This window comes from Ruegeria sp. BHSA123, from assembly GCF_059613425.1.
This window is the reverse complement of sequence record NZ_JBXWSL010000016.1, coordinates 26,703-47,264: the sequence shown is the minus strand read 5'-3', so window position 1 is coordinate 47,264 and position 20,562 is coordinate 26,703. Positions and strand designations below refer to the sequence as shown.

Annotated in this window: 23 protein-coding genes; 12 read left to right on the top strand and 11 right to left on the bottom strand. The window is 57.7% G+C overall.

What is annotated here, in order from left to right; translation table 11 throughout:
• Window positions 1-2 precede the first annotated feature (2 nt).
• Window positions 3-665 (bottom strand): flagellar hook capping FlgD N-terminal domain-containing protein, encoded by a 663-nt coding sequence (locus AC2FNC_RS10905; protein ID WP_480833082.1) that lies wholly within the window; start codon window positions 663-665, stop codon window positions 3-5.
• A 3-nt stretch (window positions 666-668) separates the two neighbouring features.
• Window positions 669-1,913: a flagellar hook-length control protein FliK gene (locus AC2FNC_RS10900; RefSeq protein ID WP_496715328.1), complete on the bottom strand. Its 1,245-nt coding sequence runs from the start codon at window positions 1,911-1,913 to the stop codon at window positions 669-671.
• A 110-nt stretch (window positions 1,914-2,023) separates the two neighbouring features.
• On the opposite strand from AC2FNC_RS10900, the gene AC2FNC_RS10895 reads away from it, so the two are divergent.
• The 6 genes from AC2FNC_RS10895 to AC2FNC_RS10870 all read left to right on the top strand — a co-directional run bounded on the left by AC2FNC_RS10895 (window position 2,024) and on the right by AC2FNC_RS10870 (window position 5,714).
• Complete coding sequence (locus AC2FNC_RS10895; RefSeq protein WP_480474173.1) at window positions 2,024-2,299, top strand: rod-binding protein; 276 nt, start codon at window positions 2,024-2,026, stop codon at window positions 2,297-2,299.
• Window positions 2,289-2,648 carry a flagellar biosynthesis protein FlgN gene (locus tag AC2FNC_RS10890; protein ID WP_480622558.1) on the top strand — a complete coding sequence of 120 codons (360 nt, stop codon included), beginning with the start codon at window positions 2,289-2,291 and terminating at the stop codon, window positions 2,646-2,648. Before AC2FNC_RS10895 ends, AC2FNC_RS10890 begins: the two co-directional genes overlap by 11 nt.
• Before the next feature lie 210 nt (window positions 2,649-2,858).
• Complete coding sequence (locus tag AC2FNC_RS10885) at window positions 2,859-4,070, top strand: flagellin N-terminal helical domain-containing protein (protein WP_209505009.1); 1,212 nt, start codon at window positions 2,859-2,861, stop codon at window positions 4,068-4,070.
• 77 nt (window positions 4,071-4,147) lie between these two features.
• Window positions 4,148-4,522, top strand: a complete 375-nt coding sequence (gene flaF, locus AC2FNC_RS10880; protein ID WP_480555010.1) for a flagellar biosynthesis regulator FlaF — start codon at window positions 4,148-4,150, stop codon at window positions 4,520-4,522.
• Window positions 4,522-4,923: a flagellar biosynthesis repressor FlbT gene (flbT, locus tag AC2FNC_RS10875; protein WP_480606333.1), complete on the top strand. Its 402-nt coding sequence runs from the start codon at window positions 4,522-4,524 to the stop codon at window positions 4,921-4,923. The genes flaF and flbT overlap by 1 nt, the downstream gene beginning before the upstream one ends.
• Complete coding sequence (locus AC2FNC_RS10870) at window positions 4,920-5,714, top strand: DUF1217 domain-containing protein (protein WP_480606330.1); 795 nt, start codon at window positions 4,920-4,922, stop codon at window positions 5,712-5,714. The genes flbT and AC2FNC_RS10870 overlap by 4 nt, the downstream gene beginning before the upstream one ends.
• A gap of 76 nt (window positions 5,715-5,790) precedes the next feature.
• Here the strand turns inward: AC2FNC_RS10870 and AC2FNC_RS10865 are convergent, their stop codons facing one another.
• The 3 genes from AC2FNC_RS10865 to AC2FNC_RS10855 all read right to left on the bottom strand — a co-directional run bounded on the left by AC2FNC_RS10865 (window position 5,791) and on the right by AC2FNC_RS10855 (window position 8,430).
• Window positions 5,791-7,365 (bottom strand): DUF427 domain-containing protein, encoded by a 1,575-nt coding sequence (locus tag AC2FNC_RS10865; protein WP_496715325.1) that lies wholly within the window; start codon window positions 7,363-7,365, stop codon window positions 5,791-5,793.
• A 104-nt stretch (window positions 7,366-7,469) separates the two neighbouring features.
• On the bottom strand, window positions 7,470-8,171 hold the full coding sequence (locus AC2FNC_RS10860) for a winged helix-turn-helix domain-containing protein (protein WP_267365085.1): 702 nt from the start codon (window positions 8,169-8,171) through the stop codon (window positions 7,470-7,472).
• Window positions 8,143-8,430 (bottom strand): hypothetical protein, encoded by a 288-nt coding sequence (locus tag AC2FNC_RS10855; protein ID WP_209505003.1) that lies wholly within the window; start codon window positions 8,428-8,430, stop codon window positions 8,143-8,145. The genes AC2FNC_RS10860 and AC2FNC_RS10855 overlap by 29 nt, the downstream gene beginning before the upstream one ends.
• A gap of 176 nt (window positions 8,431-8,606) precedes the next feature.
• On the opposite strand from AC2FNC_RS10855, the gene AC2FNC_RS10850 reads away from it, so the two are divergent.
• From AC2FNC_RS10850 to AC2FNC_RS10835, 4 genes are all read left to right on the top strand, one after another.
• Window positions 8,607-9,065, top strand: a complete 459-nt coding sequence (locus AC2FNC_RS10850) for a hypothetical protein (protein ID WP_480474168.1) — start codon at window positions 8,607-8,609, stop codon at window positions 9,063-9,065.
• 110 nt (window positions 9,066-9,175) lie between these two features.
• Entirely contained in the window at window positions 9,176-9,793 is a 618-nt protein-coding gene (gene rnhB / locus AC2FNC_RS10845; RefSeq protein ID WP_496715324.1) for a ribonuclease HII, read from the top strand.
• Window positions 9,794-9,900: 107 nt separating this feature from the next.
• The gene (locus tag AC2FNC_RS10840; RefSeq protein ID WP_496715322.1) at window positions 9,901-11,004 is read left to right on the top strand and encodes a site-specific DNA-methyltransferase; all 1,104 of its coding nucleotides are present in this window, start codon (window positions 9,901-9,903) and stop codon (window positions 11,002-11,004) included.
• Between the two features lie 139 nt (window positions 11,005-11,143).
• The gene (locus AC2FNC_RS10835) at window positions 11,144-12,526 is read left to right on the top strand and encodes an adenylate/guanylate cyclase domain-containing protein (protein WP_480555015.1); all 1,383 of its coding nucleotides are present in this window, start codon (window positions 11,144-11,146) and stop codon (window positions 12,524-12,526) included.
• Window positions 12,527-12,591: 65 nt separating this feature from the next.
• On the opposite strand, the gene AC2FNC_RS10830 is transcribed toward AC2FNC_RS10835, so the two are convergent.
• The gene (locus tag AC2FNC_RS10830; RefSeq protein ID WP_496715320.1) at window positions 12,592-13,728 is read right to left on the bottom strand and encodes an alkane 1-monooxygenase; all 1,137 of its coding nucleotides are present in this window, start codon (window positions 13,726-13,728) and stop codon (window positions 12,592-12,594) included.
• A gap of 61 nt (window positions 13,729-13,789) precedes the next feature.
• Window positions 13,790-14,845 carry an A/G-specific adenine glycosylase gene (mutY, locus tag AC2FNC_RS10825; RefSeq protein ID WP_496715318.1) on the bottom strand — a complete coding sequence of 352 codons (1,056 nt, stop codon included), beginning with the start codon at window positions 14,843-14,845 and terminating at the stop codon, window positions 13,790-13,792.
• An 81-nt stretch (window positions 14,846-14,926) separates the two neighbouring features.
• Here mutY and AC2FNC_RS10820 point away from each other — a divergent pair, with 81 nt between their 5' ends.
• Both AC2FNC_RS10820 and AC2FNC_RS10815 read left to right on the top strand, forming a co-directional pair.
• Window positions 14,927-15,433 (top strand): DUF721 domain-containing protein, encoded by a 507-nt coding sequence (locus AC2FNC_RS10820; RefSeq protein WP_496715317.1) that lies wholly within the window; start codon window positions 14,927-14,929, stop codon window positions 15,431-15,433.
• A 13-nt stretch (window positions 15,434-15,446) separates the two neighbouring features.
• Entirely contained in the window at window positions 15,447-16,109 is a 663-nt protein-coding gene (locus tag AC2FNC_RS10815) for a DsbA family protein (RefSeq protein ID WP_267365070.1), read from the top strand.
• Between the two features lie 37 nt (window positions 16,110-16,146).
• Here AC2FNC_RS10815 and lpxK read toward each other — a convergent pair whose 3' ends face one another.
• From lpxK to AC2FNC_RS10795, 4 genes are read right to left on the bottom strand one after another with little or no spacing between them, the layout of a single operon-like run.
• A complete protein-coding gene (lpxK, locus tag AC2FNC_RS10810) occupies window positions 16,147-17,148 on the bottom strand; it encodes a tetraacyldisaccharide 4'-kinase (protein WP_480517869.1) in 1,002 nt (333 codons plus the stop codon).
• The gene (locus AC2FNC_RS10805; RefSeq protein ID WP_496715314.1) at window positions 17,135-18,373 is read right to left on the bottom strand and encodes a 3-deoxy-D-manno-octulosonic acid transferase; all 1,239 of its coding nucleotides are present in this window, start codon (window positions 18,371-18,373) and stop codon (window positions 17,135-17,137) included. The genes lpxK and AC2FNC_RS10805 overlap by 14 nt, the downstream gene beginning before the upstream one ends.
• Entirely contained in the window at window positions 18,370-19,170 is an 801-nt protein-coding gene (locus AC2FNC_RS10800; protein ID WP_480493890.1) for an inositol monophosphatase family protein, read from the bottom strand. Before AC2FNC_RS10800 ends, AC2FNC_RS10805 begins: the two co-directional genes overlap by 4 nt.
• Window positions 19,157-20,503, bottom strand: coding sequence for a TldD/PmbA family protein (locus AC2FNC_RS10795; RefSeq protein WP_496715312.1), 1,347 nt, complete (start codon window positions 20,501-20,503; stop codon window positions 19,157-19,159). Before AC2FNC_RS10795 ends, AC2FNC_RS10800 begins: the two co-directional genes overlap by 14 nt.
• Window positions 20,504-20,562: the final 59 nt, after the last annotated feature.

The following is a 20,562-nucleotide window of genomic DNA, read 5'->3' as shown; positions in this document are numbered from 1 at the left end:
GATCAAGCGCCCGTTCGGACCGCAGTGACCAGATCTGCGGAAATCACTTGACCACCTTGCAGGGTCAGCAGAACAGCATCCTCTCCCACCTGCGCTTCGACAACGCGGTTATAGGCAGCGACCGGTTTCTCGGAAATCAGCCGGTCATTCTTGTAGCTTTCCAGCGTCGCGGTGTAGTTGCCAGTAGCCATCGGATCGCCTGAGGAACTCACACCTGCCCAAGCAAACTCCGTCGCTGTTGTGGGAACAGAAACCGTGTCGACGACTGTGCCTTCATGATCACGGATCACCAGTCTGGTTGCGTCCGCGTCAGAATCCGCGTTCGAGAACAGGGTCACCGGCTGGCCGTTGAAATGGAAACCCGAGGCAGATCGGACGTCCATTCCGACCCAGCTTGCAAGGTCGTTCAGATTGACACTGCCAAGCGTGCTGGTCAGGGCGGAAAGCAGGTCATTGGTTTGAACCTGTTGTTCAACCATCGAAAATTGCGCAAGTTGCGATGCGTATTCGGTTGAATCCATCGGCTCCAGCGGGTCCTGATTCTGGGCCTGCGCGGTCAGCATCAGCAGAAACGTTTCGAAATCCGAGGTGATCGCAGAACTCCGGGACGGACCGGCAGTTTGCTGAGAGGTGGCAGCCTGTGTGGCGGTGACGGGTGTGATCATTTTTCAATATCTCATATCGATGCCCCTGACCGGAGCAGGAGTTTGTGGAAGCGGCGAGGCTTGAGCGAGGTGTACGTTCTGAACCGGTTCGGATTCCGGCGCGGCCTGAGCGTCGAATTCATCTGTCCACTGATCCCGTGCACCTGAATCCGACGGAGTCCCCAGATCAATGCTCAGGTTTCCATAGCCCAGTTTCTGAAACTCCTCCGTAAGAACGGACAGGTGGCGGCGCAAAAGTTCCATCGTGTCCGGGCGTTCGGTTGCGATTGTCATCTGGAGCCCGTCATCCCTACCGTTCAGCACAATGGATACACGCCCCAGTTCTTCGGGGCTTAGCGAGATTTCCATGATGCCGGTTCCCGGTCGGGTCTGAATCGTTGCCGCCAATTGCCCGGCTATAGCACGAGCAATTTCAGCACGGGCGGACGGAGAGGGCATCGCCGTGTGTTGTGCCACCTCGCGGGGGGCTTGCTGAACGGGTTCGTTTAAGGCGATGGACCCCGCGTCAACCTCCTGCGCCGGTGTCGCCTGTTCCGCTTCGATTGAGTTGAGGATCAGTTGAAGCTGCGCAACCGGTGTCGCGCGGTTTGGATTTGTCGGCTTGGGCGTGGCAGCGATTTCTGCTGTCTCGGGCGCCGCCTTTGTGCTTTCAAGGAGCGGTTCGGTTTTCACCCCGGTTGTCTGGTCCTTAGATTGGGGTGGCTGGCCCAAAACAGGCAAAGCCTCTGTGGGTTTTTGGGCAGGCACGACCTGGGTCGAAGCGGCGTGAACCTGCCTTTCGGTTGGTTGTCCGTGCACAAAGGGTTGAATGTCGGTCTGACGGGGTAAACCCGTTGACGCAACGGTTTGTTCCGGTTCTGTCGTGCCCGTTGCGGGGATATCCGCCCTAGCAGGTATAAACGGCGCGGGATGCACCGTATTCGCCGTAGGCGTTTCAAACGTTCCGACAATTTCGGTCTGCGGTGAAATGTTATCTGCCAACTCTGGTGCCCGAGGTGAAATCGCCACGACACATGCCTCAGCCGTGTTTGGCAGAATGGCCTCCACCTCAATCTCGGCAGTTTCGTCGGTGGTTTCGATAGAAGCGTCCAAAACCGTATTGTCAGTGGCGGGACTTGTTTCGTTTCCCTGTTCAAGGATGTCCTCGAAACTGCCCACCCCGGCAGCACGACCCGGTTCTTTTGCGGGCGAATTGGGTTTCGCAGTTGCTGTTGGCGCTGCGGTCGCCAGCGTTAGTGGGTTGGGCATTTTGCTCTGGCTCCGTGTGACTGATCAGAACTCTGCCCGCAGGAAGTTACGTTTATTTTAACCGCTTTCACCTTTGATCGAGAAAGTTCGAAGCATTTTCGGAGAATACCATGCAGGTTTCGACATTTCCCCAGGCGGTTCAAACGCCCTTGACCCAGACCCGACTAAAAAGCGCAGCCATCGAGTTGGAGGCCGCATTCCTCAGCGAAATGATGAAGTCCGCCGGATTGGGCAAAACGCGCCAGTCCTTCGGTGGCGGGGCCGGTGAAGACCAGTTCTCTTCGTTTCTAGTTCAGCATCAGGCCCGGCAACTGGCCCGGGCTGGCGGAGTGGGCTTATCAGAAATTCTGCTGAAATCTTTGATGGAGAAAACCGATGACGTCTGAGGCCGACATGGCACTGATCAAATCTCTGGAAGAAGTTTTGGATCTGGAGCGTGCGGCGCTTGTCCAGGGTGATCTGGATCGTCTGACGCATATGGTGCCGGAAAAAGAAAAACTGATTGGCGCGATCAACGACCTTCAGGTGCTGAACAGCGATGCACTCATGCGGGTGCAGCAGAAAGTCGAACGCAATCAGGCATTGCTGAACAGTGCCGCCGACGGGATTCGGGCCGTGGCCAGCCGCATGGCCGAACTGCGGCGGGTTCGGCAGGAATTCAGCACTTACGGCGCGGATGGGCAACGAAGTGAATTTCCCGTTCGTAACACGGCAAAGCTGGAAAAGCGCGCATAGGCCTGGGTTTGATTCAAATCTGAAACTTCTGGTTCGGGCGTTTTAGCACTCCGTTAGGGGATCGGGCTCAAAAGTGATGCTGCACCTGGAAGCATCAGGTGGCGCGAACAGCCACGCGGCGCGTCGCACAAGTCAGAAAGACACCAATGCCCGCAGATACTGTGGGGTGAACATGGGCGAAAATGGCCCGAAGGCAAAAGGATAAAAGCTATGTCCAGCATTCTGACAAACAATGGCGCGATGGTTGCGCTGCAAACTCTCAAGTCGGTCAACAAGAACCTGGCAATGACCCAGAACGCGATTTCGACCGGTAAGGACGTCGCGACAGCCAAGGACAACTCGGCGGTTTGGGCGATCTCGAAAGTGATGGAATCCGACGTCAAGGGCTTCAACGCGATCAAAGACAGCCTCGCGCTGGGCGAATCGACAGTAGCTGTTGCGCGAAATGCGTCTGAAACCGTCACCGACCTGTTGACTCAGATGAAAAGCAAGATCGTCGCGGCGCAGGAAGACAACGTTGATCGCGGTAAGATCAATGACGATGTGACCGCACTGAAGGATCAGATCGCATCGGTTGTCAGCGCTGCCCAGTTCAACGGTCTGAACCTTGTTGACGGCTCGACCGGCTCTGCCTCGATCCTTGCATCGCTGGATCGTGACAACACCGGGGCGGTGACTGCGTCGTCAATCTCGGTCTCGGGGCAGAACCTGTCGACCGGTGGGTATGTCACCAAACAGGTTTTCGACGGCTCTACCGGTGCATCGACCGGCAACGACCGCGTGGGGGCAACCATTGACAATGGTGCAACGGCTGCGACGGCGTTGGTTACCGATGAATCCAGTGGCGCTTTCGCTGCCGGAGATAAGGTTGTCGTCGCCATTAACGATCAGGTTGTGTCCTATACCGTTTCTGCGGAAGATGCTGCCGCGACAACGACCGGTGACCTTGTTGCCGTCGGATTGAAATCGAAGATCGAAGAGCTTGGAATTACCGGTCTGACCGTCGATTACGACTCCGGAACTGCGGGTACGTTGTCGGTTACAAACGGCACAGGATCTGACATTTCGTTCTCGGCTCAGTTCGTGAATGCGGGTGCCGGTGGTTTGGGCGCGCTGGCAGGTATTGATGTGTCGACAGGTGCGGGGGCAACCGCTGCGTTGGCGGCCGTCGAATCGCTTATCGATACGTCGATTGATGCTTCGGCCGCCTTTGGCTCGGCGCAGGGGCGTATCGAGACCCAGAAAGAGTTCATTTCGAATCTCTCTGACTCGTTCAAATCCGGTATCGGCGCGCTGGTCGACGCTGACATGGAAGAAACCTCGGCGCGTTTGCAGGCCCTTCAGGTACAGCAGCAGCTGGCAACACAGTCGCTCTCGATTGCCAACCAGGCTCCGCAGTCGATCCTGTCGCTGTTCCGCTAATACGCAACGCGGTCCGGGGCGCGATTATCGCACCCCGGTCGTGACCACCTGACGACGGCTTTTTGGAAGGAATTCAAGTGACCCCGCAAACCCTCGCTCAATACACTTATGCGCAAGCCGCCGCGCCGACGCGAACGCCCCGTGACACTGAATATGAGGCAATTTCCAGGATTACGCGGCGTCTCAAGGCGGCTACCGCACGCAAGGCAACGGATTTCTCAGCGTTTGTTCAAGCCGTTCACGAGAACCGCCGGTTATGGGGCGTGATGGCAACAGGTGTCGCGGATTCGGCAAACGCGTTGCCAAACGATATTCGCGCCAGGATCTTCTACCTTGCCGAGTTTACGGAACTGCACAGCAGCCGCATTTTAGCGGACGGCGCATCCATCGAACCATTGCTTGAAATAAACACGGCGATTTTGCGCGGATTGCGCCAGATGAGCGCAACGTGATGAGCGGGCTGGTTCTGAAACTCGCCCCGAAGGAAAGGGTGTTGATCAATGGTGTTGTGATTGAAAACGGCGACCGCCGTGGCCGGTTTTCGATCATGACGCCGCAGGCCAATGTCCTGCGGCTGCGCGATGCGATACATCCGGATGAAGTAAATACTCCGGTGCGCCGTGTCTGCTATGCCGCACAGCTTGTTCTGTCCGGAGACATGGATCCGGTTCGGGCACGTCAACACCTGTTGCGCAGCGTGGAAGAGCTGAGCCAGGTTTTAACAGATACAGACAGCCGCCGTGTGTTGTCTGAGGCAACAGACGCGCTGGTGGCCGAGCAATACTATAAATGCCTCAAGTCACTTCGCTCGCTTCTTCCGCGCGAAGAACGGTTGATGGCTTATCAGCAATGAGCTTTCAACCGGTCATCCCCACTGGCGGGATCGTCGGCTGGCGGTTTCTGCAACGTACTTATCAAGGTCAGTTTCAAAGTTTCTCGTCTTCGGCAGTGAATGAGAGGGAGACGAAGTATTTCCTGGACAACATTGGGAAAGTGAAGACCGCCGAACAGTTGGTTTCGAACCGCAGATTGTTGCAGGTCGCTTTGGGTGCCTTTGGGTTGGAGGCGGATGTGGACAACCGGTTCTTTATCCGGAAAATTCTGGAGGATGGAACACAGGCGGAGGACGCTTTGTCCAATCGTTTGGCGGATAAACGGTACCGGGAATTTTCGGATGCTTTCGGGTTTGGCCCGGGGGCTGTTCGAAAAACGGTGCTGGTTACCAATATGGAAAAGATAGCCCAGGCCAATCTGTCTGCGCGGTTTGAGGTTGCGGTCGGACAGTCGGATGAGACGATGCGCATTTCGCTCTATGCCCAGCGCGAGCTGTCTGATCTGGCGAAAAGCGGAAGCAGTACAGATACGAAATGGTTCGATCTTATGGGATTGCCACCACTGCGCAAAATGATGGAAACGGCGCTTGGGCTGCCACAGTCATTCGCCCAACTGGATATCGACAAACAATTGGTCGAGTTCAAAAGCCGGCTATTCCATCTGACTGGATCGGATGATCTGGCACAGTTTTCGGACCAGAAAGCAGTTGAGAAACTGACCGACACCTATCTGGCCAGAAGTCAAATCGCGGGTCTTCAGAGTACGATCTCGCCAGCGCAGACCGCTTTGATCTTGCTTGGGGCTGTGTGATCAGAAGACGCGGGGCAAAAGCCCGGGCCGCAATCAAGTATCCGACGTCTCTCGTTTAACCTGCACAAACCACATGTTAACCGTTCAAAATCTCGTCGGCCGTGGTGTGCAAAGCGTAGCATACAACGGGTCGAGACACGTTGTGCAGGTTGACCGCGCCCAATGGCAAGGCGTTGGAACAGGCAGGCTCGATATCTTCGGAAACGACTATGCGATGCCCTTCGGTTTTCCCATATTCGCCCAACCGCGCGGCTATGTTGGCCGCTTGTCCAATAACCGTAAAATCAAGACGTTCACGAGAGCCCACATTGCCATAAGTGACGCGCCCATAAGCCACGCCAATCGAACAGTCGCAATGTAAGCCGGTACCTGCTTTGCGCAACTCACCCAATGTTTCGACGATATTGATTGCCGAGCGCTGTGCGTTGGCACGGGCCGCGCTGGCGTTTTCATCGGTTGCCGGGAATACCGCCAGAACAGCGTCACCAATGAATTTCAAAACTTCGCCTTCGTTCTCGTGAACGATACCCGAGACGGTTTCAAAGAACTCGTTCAAAACACAGATATACGTGCCCCGACCCAGTTTCTCTTCGAGGCTCGTCGAGTTGCGGAGGTCACAGAACATGATTGCCGCGTCGATCTCATCCCCGTCACCGCGCCGGATCTCGCCCCCCAGAACGCGTGCGCCAGAGCGTTTTCCAACATATGTTTCCAGCAAAACCTGCGCATTCTCGCGTTGCATGAACACTTCGTAAAAGCGGGCGAGCACCGAGGAGCATTCGAACACAAGGCCCAGATTCTCGGTGGTGAAGCCGTTGGGGTGGTCACAGGTCAGCGTCAGAACGTTGGTCCGCCCGTCAGAGAAGGGCAACGGCATCGCGACATAGTCGGTGGCACCCTTGGCCCGCAACTCCTCCATGATCGGGAAGCTGTTATGCGGGTTATCGTCGTTCAGCCTTTGCCGTACGCCGCCTAACCCGTTCGAGACATGGCGCAACGGGCTGTTGATGAAAGCCGGGTGATCATAGATTTCGTAGGTCGGGGCGCGGGTCAGAATCTCGTCCTGATCCTTTTCCCAGATATAGTGTTTGCCCGCGATCAGGGGGTGCAAGGACCATGCCAGAATGCTCAGCCGCTGGATGGCGATGCCGTGCTCCAGCATCTTCTCGGCCAATGCCTTGGTAAAGCTTTCGGGCGTAGTCGCGGCCGAAGCACCGCGCATCAGCCAGTCGATCAGAGGTCCGCTGATATTGCCGTCGTCCGGCTCGCGCAGGCGATTGTCGCCCAGGTCAATCCGGGTGTAGGCGCCGGACACAAACCCGATACATCCCCGGATATCCGCGCTTTCCGGCAGGGCTTGTTCATAAGCCCAGACGGAATTGGTCAGAGGCCCCGAGGCCAATTGGATGTCGTGGTAAGTAGCGGTGCCTTTGAACGGGCAGAATGTTTGCAGGTCTGTTTCTTCGCTCAGATCCACACAAACATCTGCGCGGGGAACGTAAATCGTTGGCGGCAAACGCGTTTCATACATCACCTTTGCGTTTGTGCTTTCAGCCAAAAGAATGTCGTTCCGGTAAATGGCAATCCTGCCATCCAGCGACTCAACCGAGATTCCATATCCATTCATCTGTGGCGCGGCGTGGACGTTCATAAGCGACCTCCTCTGCCTGGGGTTTGTTTAGAATGGGGTTTTCCATCTGACATTCCAAGAGGCTGCAACGGGAATTTACCGGGTGCGAGCGACGCGTCAAAACATCAGACCATTTGAATGACGTCCTTCTCGATCGACAGCATGTACCCCTTCTTGGCAATATTCTTGACCAGCAGTTCGCTAACCATCTGGTTGCCAAGCGCATCGCGCAACCGTTTGATCCGTGTTGCGCCAGCGGCTTCGTCACAATCGGCAGCATCGCGACCGGAAATCATGGCCTCGATCTGGGCGCCGGACAACACCTCGTCATCCAACCGGGATTCCGCCAGAATCGACAGGGTTTCCATGGCGGCGGGTGTCAGTTTGAAATCCATGTTGTTAAGGTAAACAGTGTTTTCTTCGCGACTGATCAGCAGCGACGTCACCTGAATGCCGGTACGTTCGATCTGCGCCATGCGCCGGTTCAACAAGACCAGCATCACCAGAAAGACCAACGCCGAGATCATCATCGCGCTGGCAAAAACCAGCAACACATAGATCACCATCCGGTAACTGGACAGGGTGTCAGCAAACGCGGTGCCCGATTGGGCCAGAATTTCAAGCAGGCGAATCTCGGTCTGTGACGTCAGATCGGCCTCGACAAACAGCCGTTCGACACGAGCGTTGAACGCATTTGCGTCCGGCAAGGTCCAGAACAGGAAAACGGCAGCGGTGATCAGAATGACGACAATGGCCGCGATGCCCAGCACAACCAGGCGGACACCCGACCGGCGTGCATCAGAAACGGAGATAGAATTGTCCGGCATTGCCTTTCCTCTGATCCAACCCTTCCGGCCCGAAAACGGACTGCACTTCAAGCAAGGTCCAACCTGATGCGTTCAGGCGCTGGGCGATTTCTGCCCGGGCCTGCCCCTTGTCGCAGTTTGTGACCTGCATAACGCCGTAATGCAAACGCAGCGGGTTGTCCTTCTTGGCTTTGTAGTCCGCATAACAATCTGCCGCTGTCGCAGCAGAACCAAGCGATAACAGGGCCGCAAAGGTCAGAGAAGAGAGGATCTGTTTCATAGGCCGCATCCTGCGCATGAGTTGCCACGATATTCAATAACTCAAGGGGATTGCGGCACCTGATATCCGATAACACCGGGCCGTTATTGCTTGTCTGGGGCAGGTGTCCCCACTTTCAGGGCAATCAGCACGCGGTCCGTCATACGGTCGCACGAACATCCGAAAGGACAGGCATCATGCATAAGAAATTCATCGCTTTGATCATTGCAACCGCAGTTGCGATTACCGGTGTTTCAGCTTCTCAGGCGAAGGCGGCCGACGCAAAGGACATTCTAGGGGGGCTTGCGGCCATCGCAATTATAGGTGCCGGTGTTCATTACTATAACAAGGAAAAGAAAAAGGACCGGGCGACGCGTCAACAGACCTATTCCCATACACCATATGTGGCGCAGCCAGTGCGCCCGTTGCCGCCGCATGTGGCGCGTTACGACCTGCCCCAGCGCTGCCTGCGCACCTATGATGGGTATTCGCAGGATCATCCACTGCTTGGGCCGAAATGTCTCGAGAAACATTACAAACATGCCAATAGCCTGCCGCAAGAGTGCAAGGTCGGTTTCTGGAATGGCAATAAGGTCAGGCAGGCCTATGAACCTGCATGCCTGCGCCAGAAGGGATACCGCGTCGTTTATCAGTAGTTTGGGTTGAGCAGGAAGGGCGCCAAAGAAGTGCCGTGAGAGAGAGGGTGGTGTGGGCCGCCCTCTCTTTTCTTCTTGCGGTGCTACGCGAAACGCGGTTTTCCAAGGGAATGACAATGCCAAACTTCGAACTTGAGCAGGCGCTGCAGGACATGGGCCACATCCGTATCGCCGGTGTGGATGAGGTCGGGCGCGGCCCATTGGCCGGGCCGGTTGTGGCTGCCGCCGTGATTCTGAACCCGAAGCACTTTCCTGACGGCCTGAATGACTCAAAAAAGCTGACCGCAAAACGCCGAGCTGCGCTGGACGCTGAGATCCGAAACACTGCGGAGTTCGCGGTAGCCGATGCTTCTGTCGCCGAAATTGATGAAGTCAATATTCTGAGGGCGTCGCACTTGGCGATGATGCGCGCGGTGGAGGCGTTGACCCCGGCACCTGATTTTCTGCTGATTGATGGCAACCTGATACCGCAGGGTCTGAGAATTCCGTCACAGGCCGTTGTGAAGGGCGATGCACGGTCGGTGTCGATCGCGGCTGCTTCGATCCTGGCGAAAAACTGGCGCGATCAGGTGATGGTGGATTTAGCGCAACAGCATCCGGGTTATGGGTGGGAAACCAACGCGGGCTATCCGTCAAAACAACACAAGGAAGCGCTGCGAAATCTTGGCGTGACCCCACACCATAGGCGTTCGTTCAAACCGGTGCACAATATCTTGTATCAAGAGTAAATCGTAAGTCGCTGATTCAAAAAAGAATTTGACGGCGAATCGACTTTGACTCATCCTTGTCTCAACCAAATGAGCGCAAAAGCGCCGTGGACACTTGAGGCAGTGATATGACAACAACCACCAAAAAGGGCGCAAAAGCGCTCCCTTTAAACACGATTCTCTCCGGGGACTGCATCGATGTGATGAACAGTCTACCCGAGGCGTCTGTGGATCTGATTTTTGCGGACCCGCCGTATAACCTGCAATTGAAAGGTCAGTTGCATCGTCCGGATAATTCGCAGGTCGATGCGGTGGATGATCACTGGGATCAGTTCGCAAGTTTTGGAGCGTATGACCAGTTTACGCGCGAATGGCTGAAGGCGGCGCATCGTCTGCTGAAACCCAATGGTGCGATCTGGGTGATCGGGTCTTATCACAACATTTTCCGCGTGGGGTCAGCGCTGCAGGACGCCGGATACTGGATCCTGAACGATGTCGTGTGGCGCAAGTCGAACCCGATGCCGAATTTCCGCGGCAAACGGTTCACCAATGCGCATGAAACGATGATCTGGGCGTCCAAGCGCGAAGGCGCGAAATACACCTTCAACTATGAGGCGCTGAAAGCTCTGAACGAAGGTGTGCAGATGCGCAGCGACTGGGTACTGCCGATTTGCACCGGGCATGAGCGCCTGAAGGACAAAAACGGCGACAAGGCGCATCCGACGCAAAAACCGGAATCGCTGTTGCACCGCGTGCTGGTCGGCTCGACCAACCCCGGCGATGTGGTGCTGGACCCGTTCTTTGGTACTGGAACCACCGGGGCCGTCGCCAAGATGTTGGGGCGCGAGTTCATTGGTATCGAGCGAGAGGAAAGCTATCGCAAGGTGGCTGAAAAACGCATCGCCAAGGTCCGCAAGTTTGATCGCGAAGCTCTGGAAGTCAGCGCCAGCAAACGTGCCGAGCCACGCGTGCCATTCGGTCAGCTGGTCGAGCGCGGAATGTTGCGCCCGGGTGAAGAGCTCTATTCCATGAACCAACGTCACAAGGCGAAGGTGCGTGCGGACGGAACGCTGGTGGGTGACAATGTCAAAGGGTCAATCCATCAGGTCGGCGCGCATCTGGAAAACGCACCGTCCTGCAACGGCTGGACATACTGGTGCTTCAAACGGGACGGCAAGACCGTACCGATTGACATCCTGCGGCAACAGATCCGCGCAGAAATGCACAATTGAATTCACGAACACCGCCGGTGCCTGTGGCCTGACACATGGCACTATGCCTTGCCCCGCCGATCAATCGGCGGGGTCTTTTGTTTTGCCTTCAACAGTGATTGCATAAGACTGCCAAGCCTCCGCAAGAAAGACCACGGCCATGACCGAGACGACCGCACAGCCCCGCCGAAGCCTGTTTTTCACCCAGCCCGATGCGTTTGATCTGGACAACAAATATACCGAGGCTGCGTTGGAACGGCACAAGCGCGAGGGTCTGGAACTGGCTGTGCGTGCGCGATGGGTGGCGATGGCGCTGACTGCGGTGCTGCTCATTTTTCTGAACCCGCAATGGGAGGTGCTTTGGTATCACTTCATTCTGCTGCTGATCTGCGGCAACGGGTGGTTGATCCGCCGTGCAGGTCGTGTCGGGCAATCGCGGGGCGAGTTGTTTTTGATTTTCGTCGACCTGCTGATCATGACGCTCGGGATGATCGTGCCCAATCCCTTCAGCGATGATGTCAGGCCATTGGCCATGCAATACCGGTTCGACAACTTTCAGTACTTCTTCGTCATTCTGGCCGCAGGCACGTTGGCTTATTCCTGGCGGACCGTGATCGCCATCGGAACCTGGACGGCGATGATGTGGACGATCGGTTGGATCGTTGCGTCGTGGGTCGCAACGCCTATTCCGGGGATCAGCGAAAAAGTTGCAGCCGCCCTGCAAGGCTACCCAGATGTTGCCGAGCTTCTGGATCCGAACAGTTTCATGGCGCCTCAGCGCATCCAGCAGGTGATCGTGTTCATGATGGTGGCCGTGACTTTGGGCATTTCGATGCAGCGGCTGAACCGGCTATTAATGAGCAACGCAGGGCTGGAACGGGAACGGGCCAACCTGTCACGCTATTTCTCGCCCAACGTGGTAGAGGAGCTGAGCCAGAATGACGAGCCGCTGAAACGGGTCCGAAAAGAGAATGTGGCCGTTCTGTTCATCGACATCGTCGGGTTTACAAAATACGCGGCCGGGCGTGACCCCTATGATGTGATCGAAGTGCTGCGAGGCTTTCACGCCCGCATGGAAACCGAGGTTTTTCGCCACCACGGAACCCTGGACAAGTATCTGGGGGATGGTCTGATGGCGACCTTTGGCACCCCGGTGCCTACACCGCTGGACGCAAGCAATGCGCTGGGATGCGCACGCGCGATGGTCGGCGTGATTGATCGATGGAACCTGGACCGCCGCCGGACGGGAGAGCCGGAAATCCGCGTCGGGATTGGGGTGCATTATGGCTCGGTCGTATTGGGCGACATTGGTGCGAACCGGCTTGAATTTGCTGTCATCGGGAATGCCGTCAACGTCGCAGCCAAGCTCGAGGCGCTGACGCGTGATTTGCAGGCGCGTATCGTGGTCAGTGATGCCGTGCGCGTGCGGATTGCAGAGGAAAACCAGTCTGCGTCGGTCGCCATGACTGGTTTTGCAGAGCTTACCGATCAATCCGTGCGCGGCGTGGAAACACCGATGGATATCTGGGTGATGAAAGGCTGAGGACCGTACACCCCACCAGAACAGCACCCTAAGCGCCGAGCCTGATGGGCAGGGCTGCGCATCGGTTACGCATCAGGTACCGGGTTCAGGGCCTTGTTATAGGCGTGCCAATCGGTGATCTCGGGGTAGTACTGGCGTCGCCATTCCCGGACCCGCGGGTTCATGACCCGCCGCCACAGCGGTGGGATCATCGCAGCCACAGTCATGACGGGATAGCCAAAGGGCAGTTGCGGTGCCTTTTCGGGCGTGTGGTGTTGAAGCAGCGGAAACCGGCGGTTTGGTTTGTAGTGGTGATCCGAATGGCGTTGCAGATTGATCAGCAACCAGTTTGAAGCCTTCTGTGATGCGTTCCAGGAATGCCTGGGCAGGACGTGTTCATACCGCCCGTCCCCCAGATGTTTCCGGGTCAGGCCGTAATGTTCCACGTAGTTGACCAATTCCAGCTGCCAGATCGCGACACCGGCCTGCAACAGAAAAAGGGCCAGACCTGACCAGCCTCCGATCAGCGACGCCAGTGCCAGCATCCCCAATTGCAACGCCCAGTAACGCCAGAACGGGTTGGAGCGGTCGGTCCAGGGTCGGTCCTTGCGGGCCAGTTTTCCGCGTTCGGCGATGAAGGCCGAGACCAGACTTTGCCGCAACACCCTAGGGTAAAAGCGGTGAAACCCTTCGTTGTATCGCGCCGTCACCGGATCGCGTGGCGTTCCTACATAACGGTGATGGACCAGCAGATGCTCGGACCGGAAATGAGAATAAAGCACCATTGCAAGAAGGATATCGCCCAGCCAGCGTTCCCAACGGCTTTTCTGATGCATCAGTTCGTGGCTGTAATTGATACCGACCGTACCCGAGATAACACCCATGCCAAAGAACAGGCCGATTTTCTCAGGCGTCGAAAGCTGGCTGCCGTGGCTCGCGTACCAGATCAGGCCAAACAGGGTAAGGAACTGAAGGGGTGCCCAAAGCTTGGTCAGCAGGATGTACCGTTGCAGATCGCCGTCCGGCGTCTCGGGGTCCGCATTTTCCACGTTGAGCCCGGTGATCCGGTCCAGCACGGCAAAGACCCACCAGGTCGAGATCGGGATCAGCAAAACCCACCATCCGCCCGCGAAAGCAGTGAACCAGATCAGCGGGATCAACAGCAGGGACACCCAGAAGGGTGATGCTGATTGCCAGCGTGCCAACGAGACTGTTGCGTTCATCTCTGGTGCTCCTGCTAGATGGGAACAGCCTAGCCGCGAGGCCAAGGAATGCACAGCGGTCTTATTGTCCTTTCCACAGATCATAGGCTTTGCGCATCACCGTGGGCAGGTCGCTGGGTTGGAAGCTGTGCTTTCCCACTGCGACCAAGTGTTCGGGAACATCCTGACCGGTGGTTTCCGCGGCCCAGATTCTTAAAATCAGATGAAAATGCGTAAAGGTGTGGCGCACCTCGCCCGGCACCATTTTCCAATCTGCCGCAAGCGGGGGGTGCTCGACCGGATCGTCAGCCCACTCCGTTCCGGGCCAGCCCAGCATTCCGCCCAGCAGACCTTTGTCCGGTCGGCGCTCCAGCAGCATGGCCCCATCTGACATGCGCACAATATAAACGTGACCGCGACGGGTGGGTTTAGGCTTTTTCGGTGTTTTTCGGGGAAGATCAGCCTGTGTTCCCGCGATCCGCGCTTCGCATGGTTCGCGCAGCGGGCAAATGCCACATGCCGGGGATTTCGGCGTGCATATCGTGGCCCCCAAATCCATGACCGCCTGTGCGTAATCACCGGGCCGAGAAGAAGGTGTCAGCGCTGAGGCTTTTTCCTTCAGCAGGGGTTTCGAGCCGGGCAGCGGCGCGTGGATGTCGTAAAATCGGGCCATGACGCGTTCGACATTGCCATCCAGAACCGTTTCAGGCTGATCGAAGGCGATGGCCGAGATTGCCGCAGCCGTATAAGGGCCGATGCCGGGTAACGTCAGCAGCGCAGCATATGTATCGGGGAACTGACTATTGTGATCCCGTGTCACAGCGCGGGCGCATTTCAAGAGGTTGCGCGCACGCGCGTAATAGCCAAGACCGGCCCATTCCCCCATGACCTGATCATCCGGCGCGGCGGCCAGCGCCTGAACCGTAGGCCAACGTGTCACGAAGCGCAGAAAGTAATCCCGCACTGCTGCTACAGTCGTTTGTTGCAACATAACTTCGGACAACCAGATCCGATAGGGGTCGGGACGCACCCCGGCGGCGCGCTCTGCCGGTCCTGTGCGCCATGGCATGGCGCGAGCGTTGTGGTCATACCACTCCAGAAGCGCAGCGCTGGCGGTGAATTCAAAGGAATCACGCAAGTTTTATTCGTCTCCCTGTCAGGTTTCGCTGGCACCCGGTGTTCTGCCTATTACAATAGCGGCGCAGGAGTTGGAAACCAGATGCAACGCAGACGTTCGTCAACCCGCGGGTTCAAGCGCACCGCGTCTTTGCTGAATGACCAGATCAGGCGCGCCGGGGAAAGCCGGGGCTTTGCTGTCTCACGTCTGTTGACCCATTGGGCCGAGATCGTGGGTCAGGATACCGCCGCCATCGCGCGCCCAGTCAGTGTCGGCTATGGCAAAGGCGGTTTCGGCGCGACCCTGACCGTTCTGACTACAGGCCCGCAGGCCCCGATGCTGGAAATGCAGAAGGAACAGCTGCGTGGTAAAGTGAACGCGGTCTACGGCTTTAATGCCATCAGCCGTGTCCGTATCACCCAGACCGCTCCGACCGGATTTGCCGAGGGGCAGGCCAGTTTCGACCATAAACCGAAACAGGCAATACCCGAGATTGCACCTGAGATTGCTGCCGAGGCAGACAAAGTGTCACGCAGTGTAAATGATGAAGATTTGCGCGCGGCCCTTGAACGTCTTGGGCGCAACGTTTTATCCAAACAGAAACGCTGAGAAAGGGCTGAGAATGAGCCGTATTGCAACCGTAATCTGCGCGGCCGTCGCCGTGGCCGCTGGCGGCTATTGGGTGTCGCTGTCAAATTCCAACACAAGTTTTCCGCTGGTCAGTGCCGCCGAGGCGCAAGAGGCGGACCTGGATACATCCACAATCATTGACATGGTTCAGGGGGCCGAAGGGGCGCCTGTCGAAATCATCGAATACGCATCCTACACCTGCCCGCATTGCGCGAATTTCCACAAGAGCGCGTATAAACAGCTCAAGAAGGATTTCATTGACACCGGCAAGGTCAAGTTCACCTATCGTGAGGTCTATTTTGATCGCTACGGTCTGTGGGCGTCGATGGTGGCCCGCTGTGCCGGCCCCGAGAAATTCTTTGGCATCACTGATCTGATTTACGAAGGTCAGGCAGAATGGACGCGCGCAGGTGGCCCGGCCGAGATCGTCGATGAACTGCGCAAGATTGGTCGTCTGGCAGGTATTGATGGCGACCAGCTTGAGGCCTGTTTGCAGGATGGCACCAAGGCGCGGACATTGGCCGCGTGGTATCAGGAAAACGCTGAACGCGATGGAATTCAGGCAACCCCGTCCTTCATCGTGAACGGCAAGAAAGTTGACAATCAGTCCTACGCGGACTTCAAAAAGCTGATCGAAGCAGAGCTCGGCAGCTGACCCGAACCCGGCTGGCGCCACCGGGGGCCAGCCTGAGTTACTTTGGTGAAGGGACGGTTTTCAAAAGCATGTCCCTGACCACGTCGGCGTCTGAAATCTGAAGCCGAACCGGCAAAGTGATCACCTTGCTTCGGAAAGCGGGCGGCAGGCGAACGGCGTCTTTTTCGGTGGTGACCATCTGAGCGCTCAGCAAACGCGCCTCGTTTTCCAGCCGGGTCATCAGGGCCTGTGTCAACGGTTGGTGATCGTCCAACGCCTCGGCCCGGACCAGATCCACACCCAACCGACGCAGGGTTTGGAAGAACTTTTCGGGATAGCCGATTCCTGCAAACGCCAACGCACGCGTTTCTGACCAATCCATACCGGTTTGCAGGGGTTCGACTGCCCCGGTGACATGAGGAACGGTCAACCGGTCTTTCCAGTTGTTGGCAAACACCTTTTGTGCCGCCTCTTCACCCAAGGACAGCACAAGGTCGGCCCGTTGCAGGCCGGTATCGACCGGCTCTCGCAGTGGACCGGCTGGCAGGCATAATCCGTTTCCAAATCCGCGCTGGGCGTCCACAACGATAATCGAGAAATCCTTGGCGACCGAAGGGTTCTGAAAACCATCATCCAGAACGATCACCGTTGCCCCCGCCGCGGCCGCTGCACGCGCACCCGCCGCCCGATCCTTGGCAACCCAGACCTCGGCAAACATCGCCAGCAACAGCGGCTCGTCCCCCACCTCGGCGGCGGTGTGCCTGCCCGGATCGACCTGCACCGGGCCTTCCAGTGACCCGCCATGTCCTCGTGTCACGACATGGGGCTTGTGCCAGGCATTACCCAGTTGTTCGAGGGTCCAGATGACGGTGGGCGTTTTCCCGGTTCCACCTGCATTCAGATTGCCGATGCAGATCACGGGCACACCGGGATTTTCCCCCGATTTCGAGGCAATCCTGCGGGCTGTCGCTGCGGCATATAAGCGGCCCAGCGGGGCCAGCAGCCGTGCCCTCAGATCCGGCTGGTCCGGAGGAGTGTTCCAGAACTCAGGTGCCCGCATGATCTGCGCTCCTCTCGTCCAGAATATCCTGCACCAATTCGATGAGAGTGTCTGCCTGCGGCGCACCTTCGGTGATTATCTGCCATCCTGCCAAAGCCATGTCGGCGGCGCGGTCCGGTGCCAGAAGCTGTACGACGGCATCGCCCAACTCGGTTGCTGACTTGACCTCCTTGGCTGCGCCTGCCTGTTGCAGGTGGGCGTAAAGCTCGTGATGGCGATGCACGAATGGTCCAGAAATTATGGCAGACCCCAGCGCGATTGCGTCGGACGGGTCCTGACCGCCTGCACCGCGTTCCAGTGAACTGGCCATGAACGTCACTGCCGACACACGGTGCCACAACCCCAGATTTTCTGGGTCCGCAGTCAGAACGACCTGCGTGCTGTCTTCGATCAAGTCGCCATCGTCCCAGTTAACACAGCGTAGATCCATCGCCTCCAGCCTCCGTTTTAGGGGGGCAGCTTCGTGAACGTCGGCGACGTGAAGTACAAGAACCAGCCGGTGCAAAAGGCGCAATGCCTGACGATGTGCTGTCAGAACCGAAATGAACTCTTTGTCCTGCACCCAGGCAGCCAACCAAACAGGTCGCCCTGCAAGCGTGTGGTTGGTTTCGATCAGCTCGTCTTCTGGCCAAGGTCTTGGATTTGGGCTGATGCGCAAAGGCGGCGATTCTTCGACTGTTGAAAACGGGATGCCAAGTCTCCGGATGTGACGGGCGGTTTCAGAATTTGCAGTCAGTATCTTGCGAAAGCAGCTAAAGGTCACTCTGGTTATGTCTGGCAGCCAGCGCGCGTTCCGGGACAGTGCAACGGTAAACTGGGCGTCAAACAACACAAGGGGTACAGCCTGTTCATCGGCTCGGGTTATGATGTTGGGCATCAAATCACCGCCGACCCAAATCCCGATACCTGGGCGCCAGTATTCGATAAAGTCACGCGCGGCCCCGCTCTGTTCCTGAGGCAGGTTGATCAGGGGAAAGCTGCATTCCGGCCAGACAGACAGATCCGCGTCCGGCGGAGCGGTCAGTAGAAAATGCAGCTTGGATCGGGACTGAAGCAACCGGCGACAAAAATCACTCACCGCCCGCAGGCGGTCTGGCGTGGCGACGTGCATCCACACGACCTCGCCTTCGGGGCGTGGCAGGTCGGTTTTTACACCAACGCCGTTCCGCATTCTCCAGGACAGCACCCGATAAGCGGCAAGGCTTAATGAGCGCGGTTTGCTCATGCGCCGATTCCGGGCCCGATCGGGTCCAGCTGAGCAGACAGTTGCGCGTGGATCGCAGTGCTGGCGGCGATTACGCCATTCAGCCTGGGGTGGGCATTGTTGAAGATCAGCGGTTGACCCAAACGGTCTGAACAGACGCCGCCTGCCTCTCGGATGATCAGATCACCAGCGGCAATGTCCCATTCCCAGCTGGGGCGAAGGGTCAGCATGGCGTCGAACCGCCCCTGCGCGACCAGCGCCATGCGATAGGCAAGCGAGGGTCGATATGCGCGGTGGAAGGCTGGAACATTCTGATTGCGCCAGTGCTGTGCATCCAGATTGGGTTTGGCGGCCAGAACCTGCGATTGCAATAGCTCAGGCGTTTTCGATGTCGTGATCTTTTGCCCGTTGAGAGTGGCGCCCTGACCCTGCGCCGCAGCATAAAGCAAGTCGCGCATCGGCAGGTAGATTACAGCGGCAGTCACAATGCCATCGACTGCAACGGCCAGCGAATGCGCCCAGGTGCGCGCGCCTTCGGTAAAACTGCGGGTGCCGTCAATCGGATCGACGATAAAGGCGTTGCTGCGGTTCAACCGCTCGGGCGAATCCTCGGATTCCTCGCTGAGCCAGCCATAGCCCGGTCGCGCAGCGCACAGCTTTTCTTCCAGCATCGCGTTGACGGCCAGATCGGCCTCGGTCACCGGACCGGCGCCACCGGGTTTGTCCCAACGCTGTGCCTGCGTCCCGGAATAGCGTGTAGCGATCTTGCCGGCCTCAATCGCGGCCTCAATCAGAAGGGGCAGATCAGTTGCCGGCAAGTGTCATTCCTTCGATCAACAGCGACGGGACCACGCGCGACAAATATGGGCGGGCGTCATTGGCGGGAATGATCCGCCGCAGCATATCACGCAGATTGCCTGCGATTGTGCATTCGTTGACAGGATGCGTGATCACACCGTTTTCGACCCAAAAACCTGATGCACCACGGGAATAGTCGCCCGTATTGGGGTTGATCGTCGATCCGATCATGGACGTGACCAGCAAACCGGTGCCCATATCGCGCAACAGATCGTCGCGACTGCGGGTTCCCTGCGTAAGGCTCAGGTTCCAGTTGCTGGGTGAGGGTGGGCCGGACACACCGCGCGCAGCGTTGCCTGTTGAGTCCATTCCCAGCTTGCGGCCACTCGACAGATCCAATGTCCAGCCCGTCAGGACACCGTTTTCCACGATCACCCGGCGCTGCGTGGGCAGACCTTCGGCATCAAATGGGCGCGAGCCAGAGATACGCGGGCGGTACGGATCTTCGATCAGTGACAGATGCGCGGGCAGCACGTCTTGCCCCAGGCAATCCTTCAGCCAAGACGCGCCGCGCGCAATCGCGGCCCCATTGCTGGCGGCCAGAAGATGCCCGATCAGCGAAGACGAGATACGTTCATCAAACAACACCGGGAAACTGCCGGTCGCCGGTTTGCGCGCGCCAACCTGTTGCACAGCGCGTTCCCCTGCTGTGCGCCCAATCTCAGCCGCGTCGCGCAGGTCGGATTGAAACGTCCGGCTGTCACCGTCATAGTCGCGCTCCATCCCGGTGCCTTCACCCGAGATCGCAACGCATGAGATGGATCGGCTGCTGCGCTCATACCCACCGGAAAACCCGTTTGTAGCCGCCAGATGCACCCGGTGCGTTCCATAGCTTGCAGCCGCATCCGACACCTGCGTGACGCCTTTTACCGCCAGTGCTGCGGCCTCGGCGGCCAGCGCATCCTGCATCAAGCTTTCTGCGGACGGGGCCGGGGCGGAGTCCAGCAATTCCAGTGACTGAATATCCCAGTCACTGGCCAGTTGGCTTTTGTCCGCCAGCCCGGAATAGGGATCTTCGGGCGCTTCTTTTGCCATGGCCACGGCGCGTTCGGCCATCGCCGCAAGGGTTTCCGGGCGCCTGTCAGAGCTGGACACAATGGCTGACCGCTTGCCCAGAAACACACGCAAGCCCAGATCAGCGCCTTCCGAGCGTTCCGCATGTTCCAGTGCTCCGCCCCGCACATCGACCGAGACCGAGGACCCTTCGAGAACGATGGCATCTGCCGCTTCTGCGCCTGCCCGGCGAGCAACATCGAGCAATTGTTGGCTGATTTCTTCTGGTGAGCGGGTCATGAGGTCTCCGGGTTGATTGCCAAGGACCTAGCCTTGCACCGCCCGCCCCGCAAGACCTG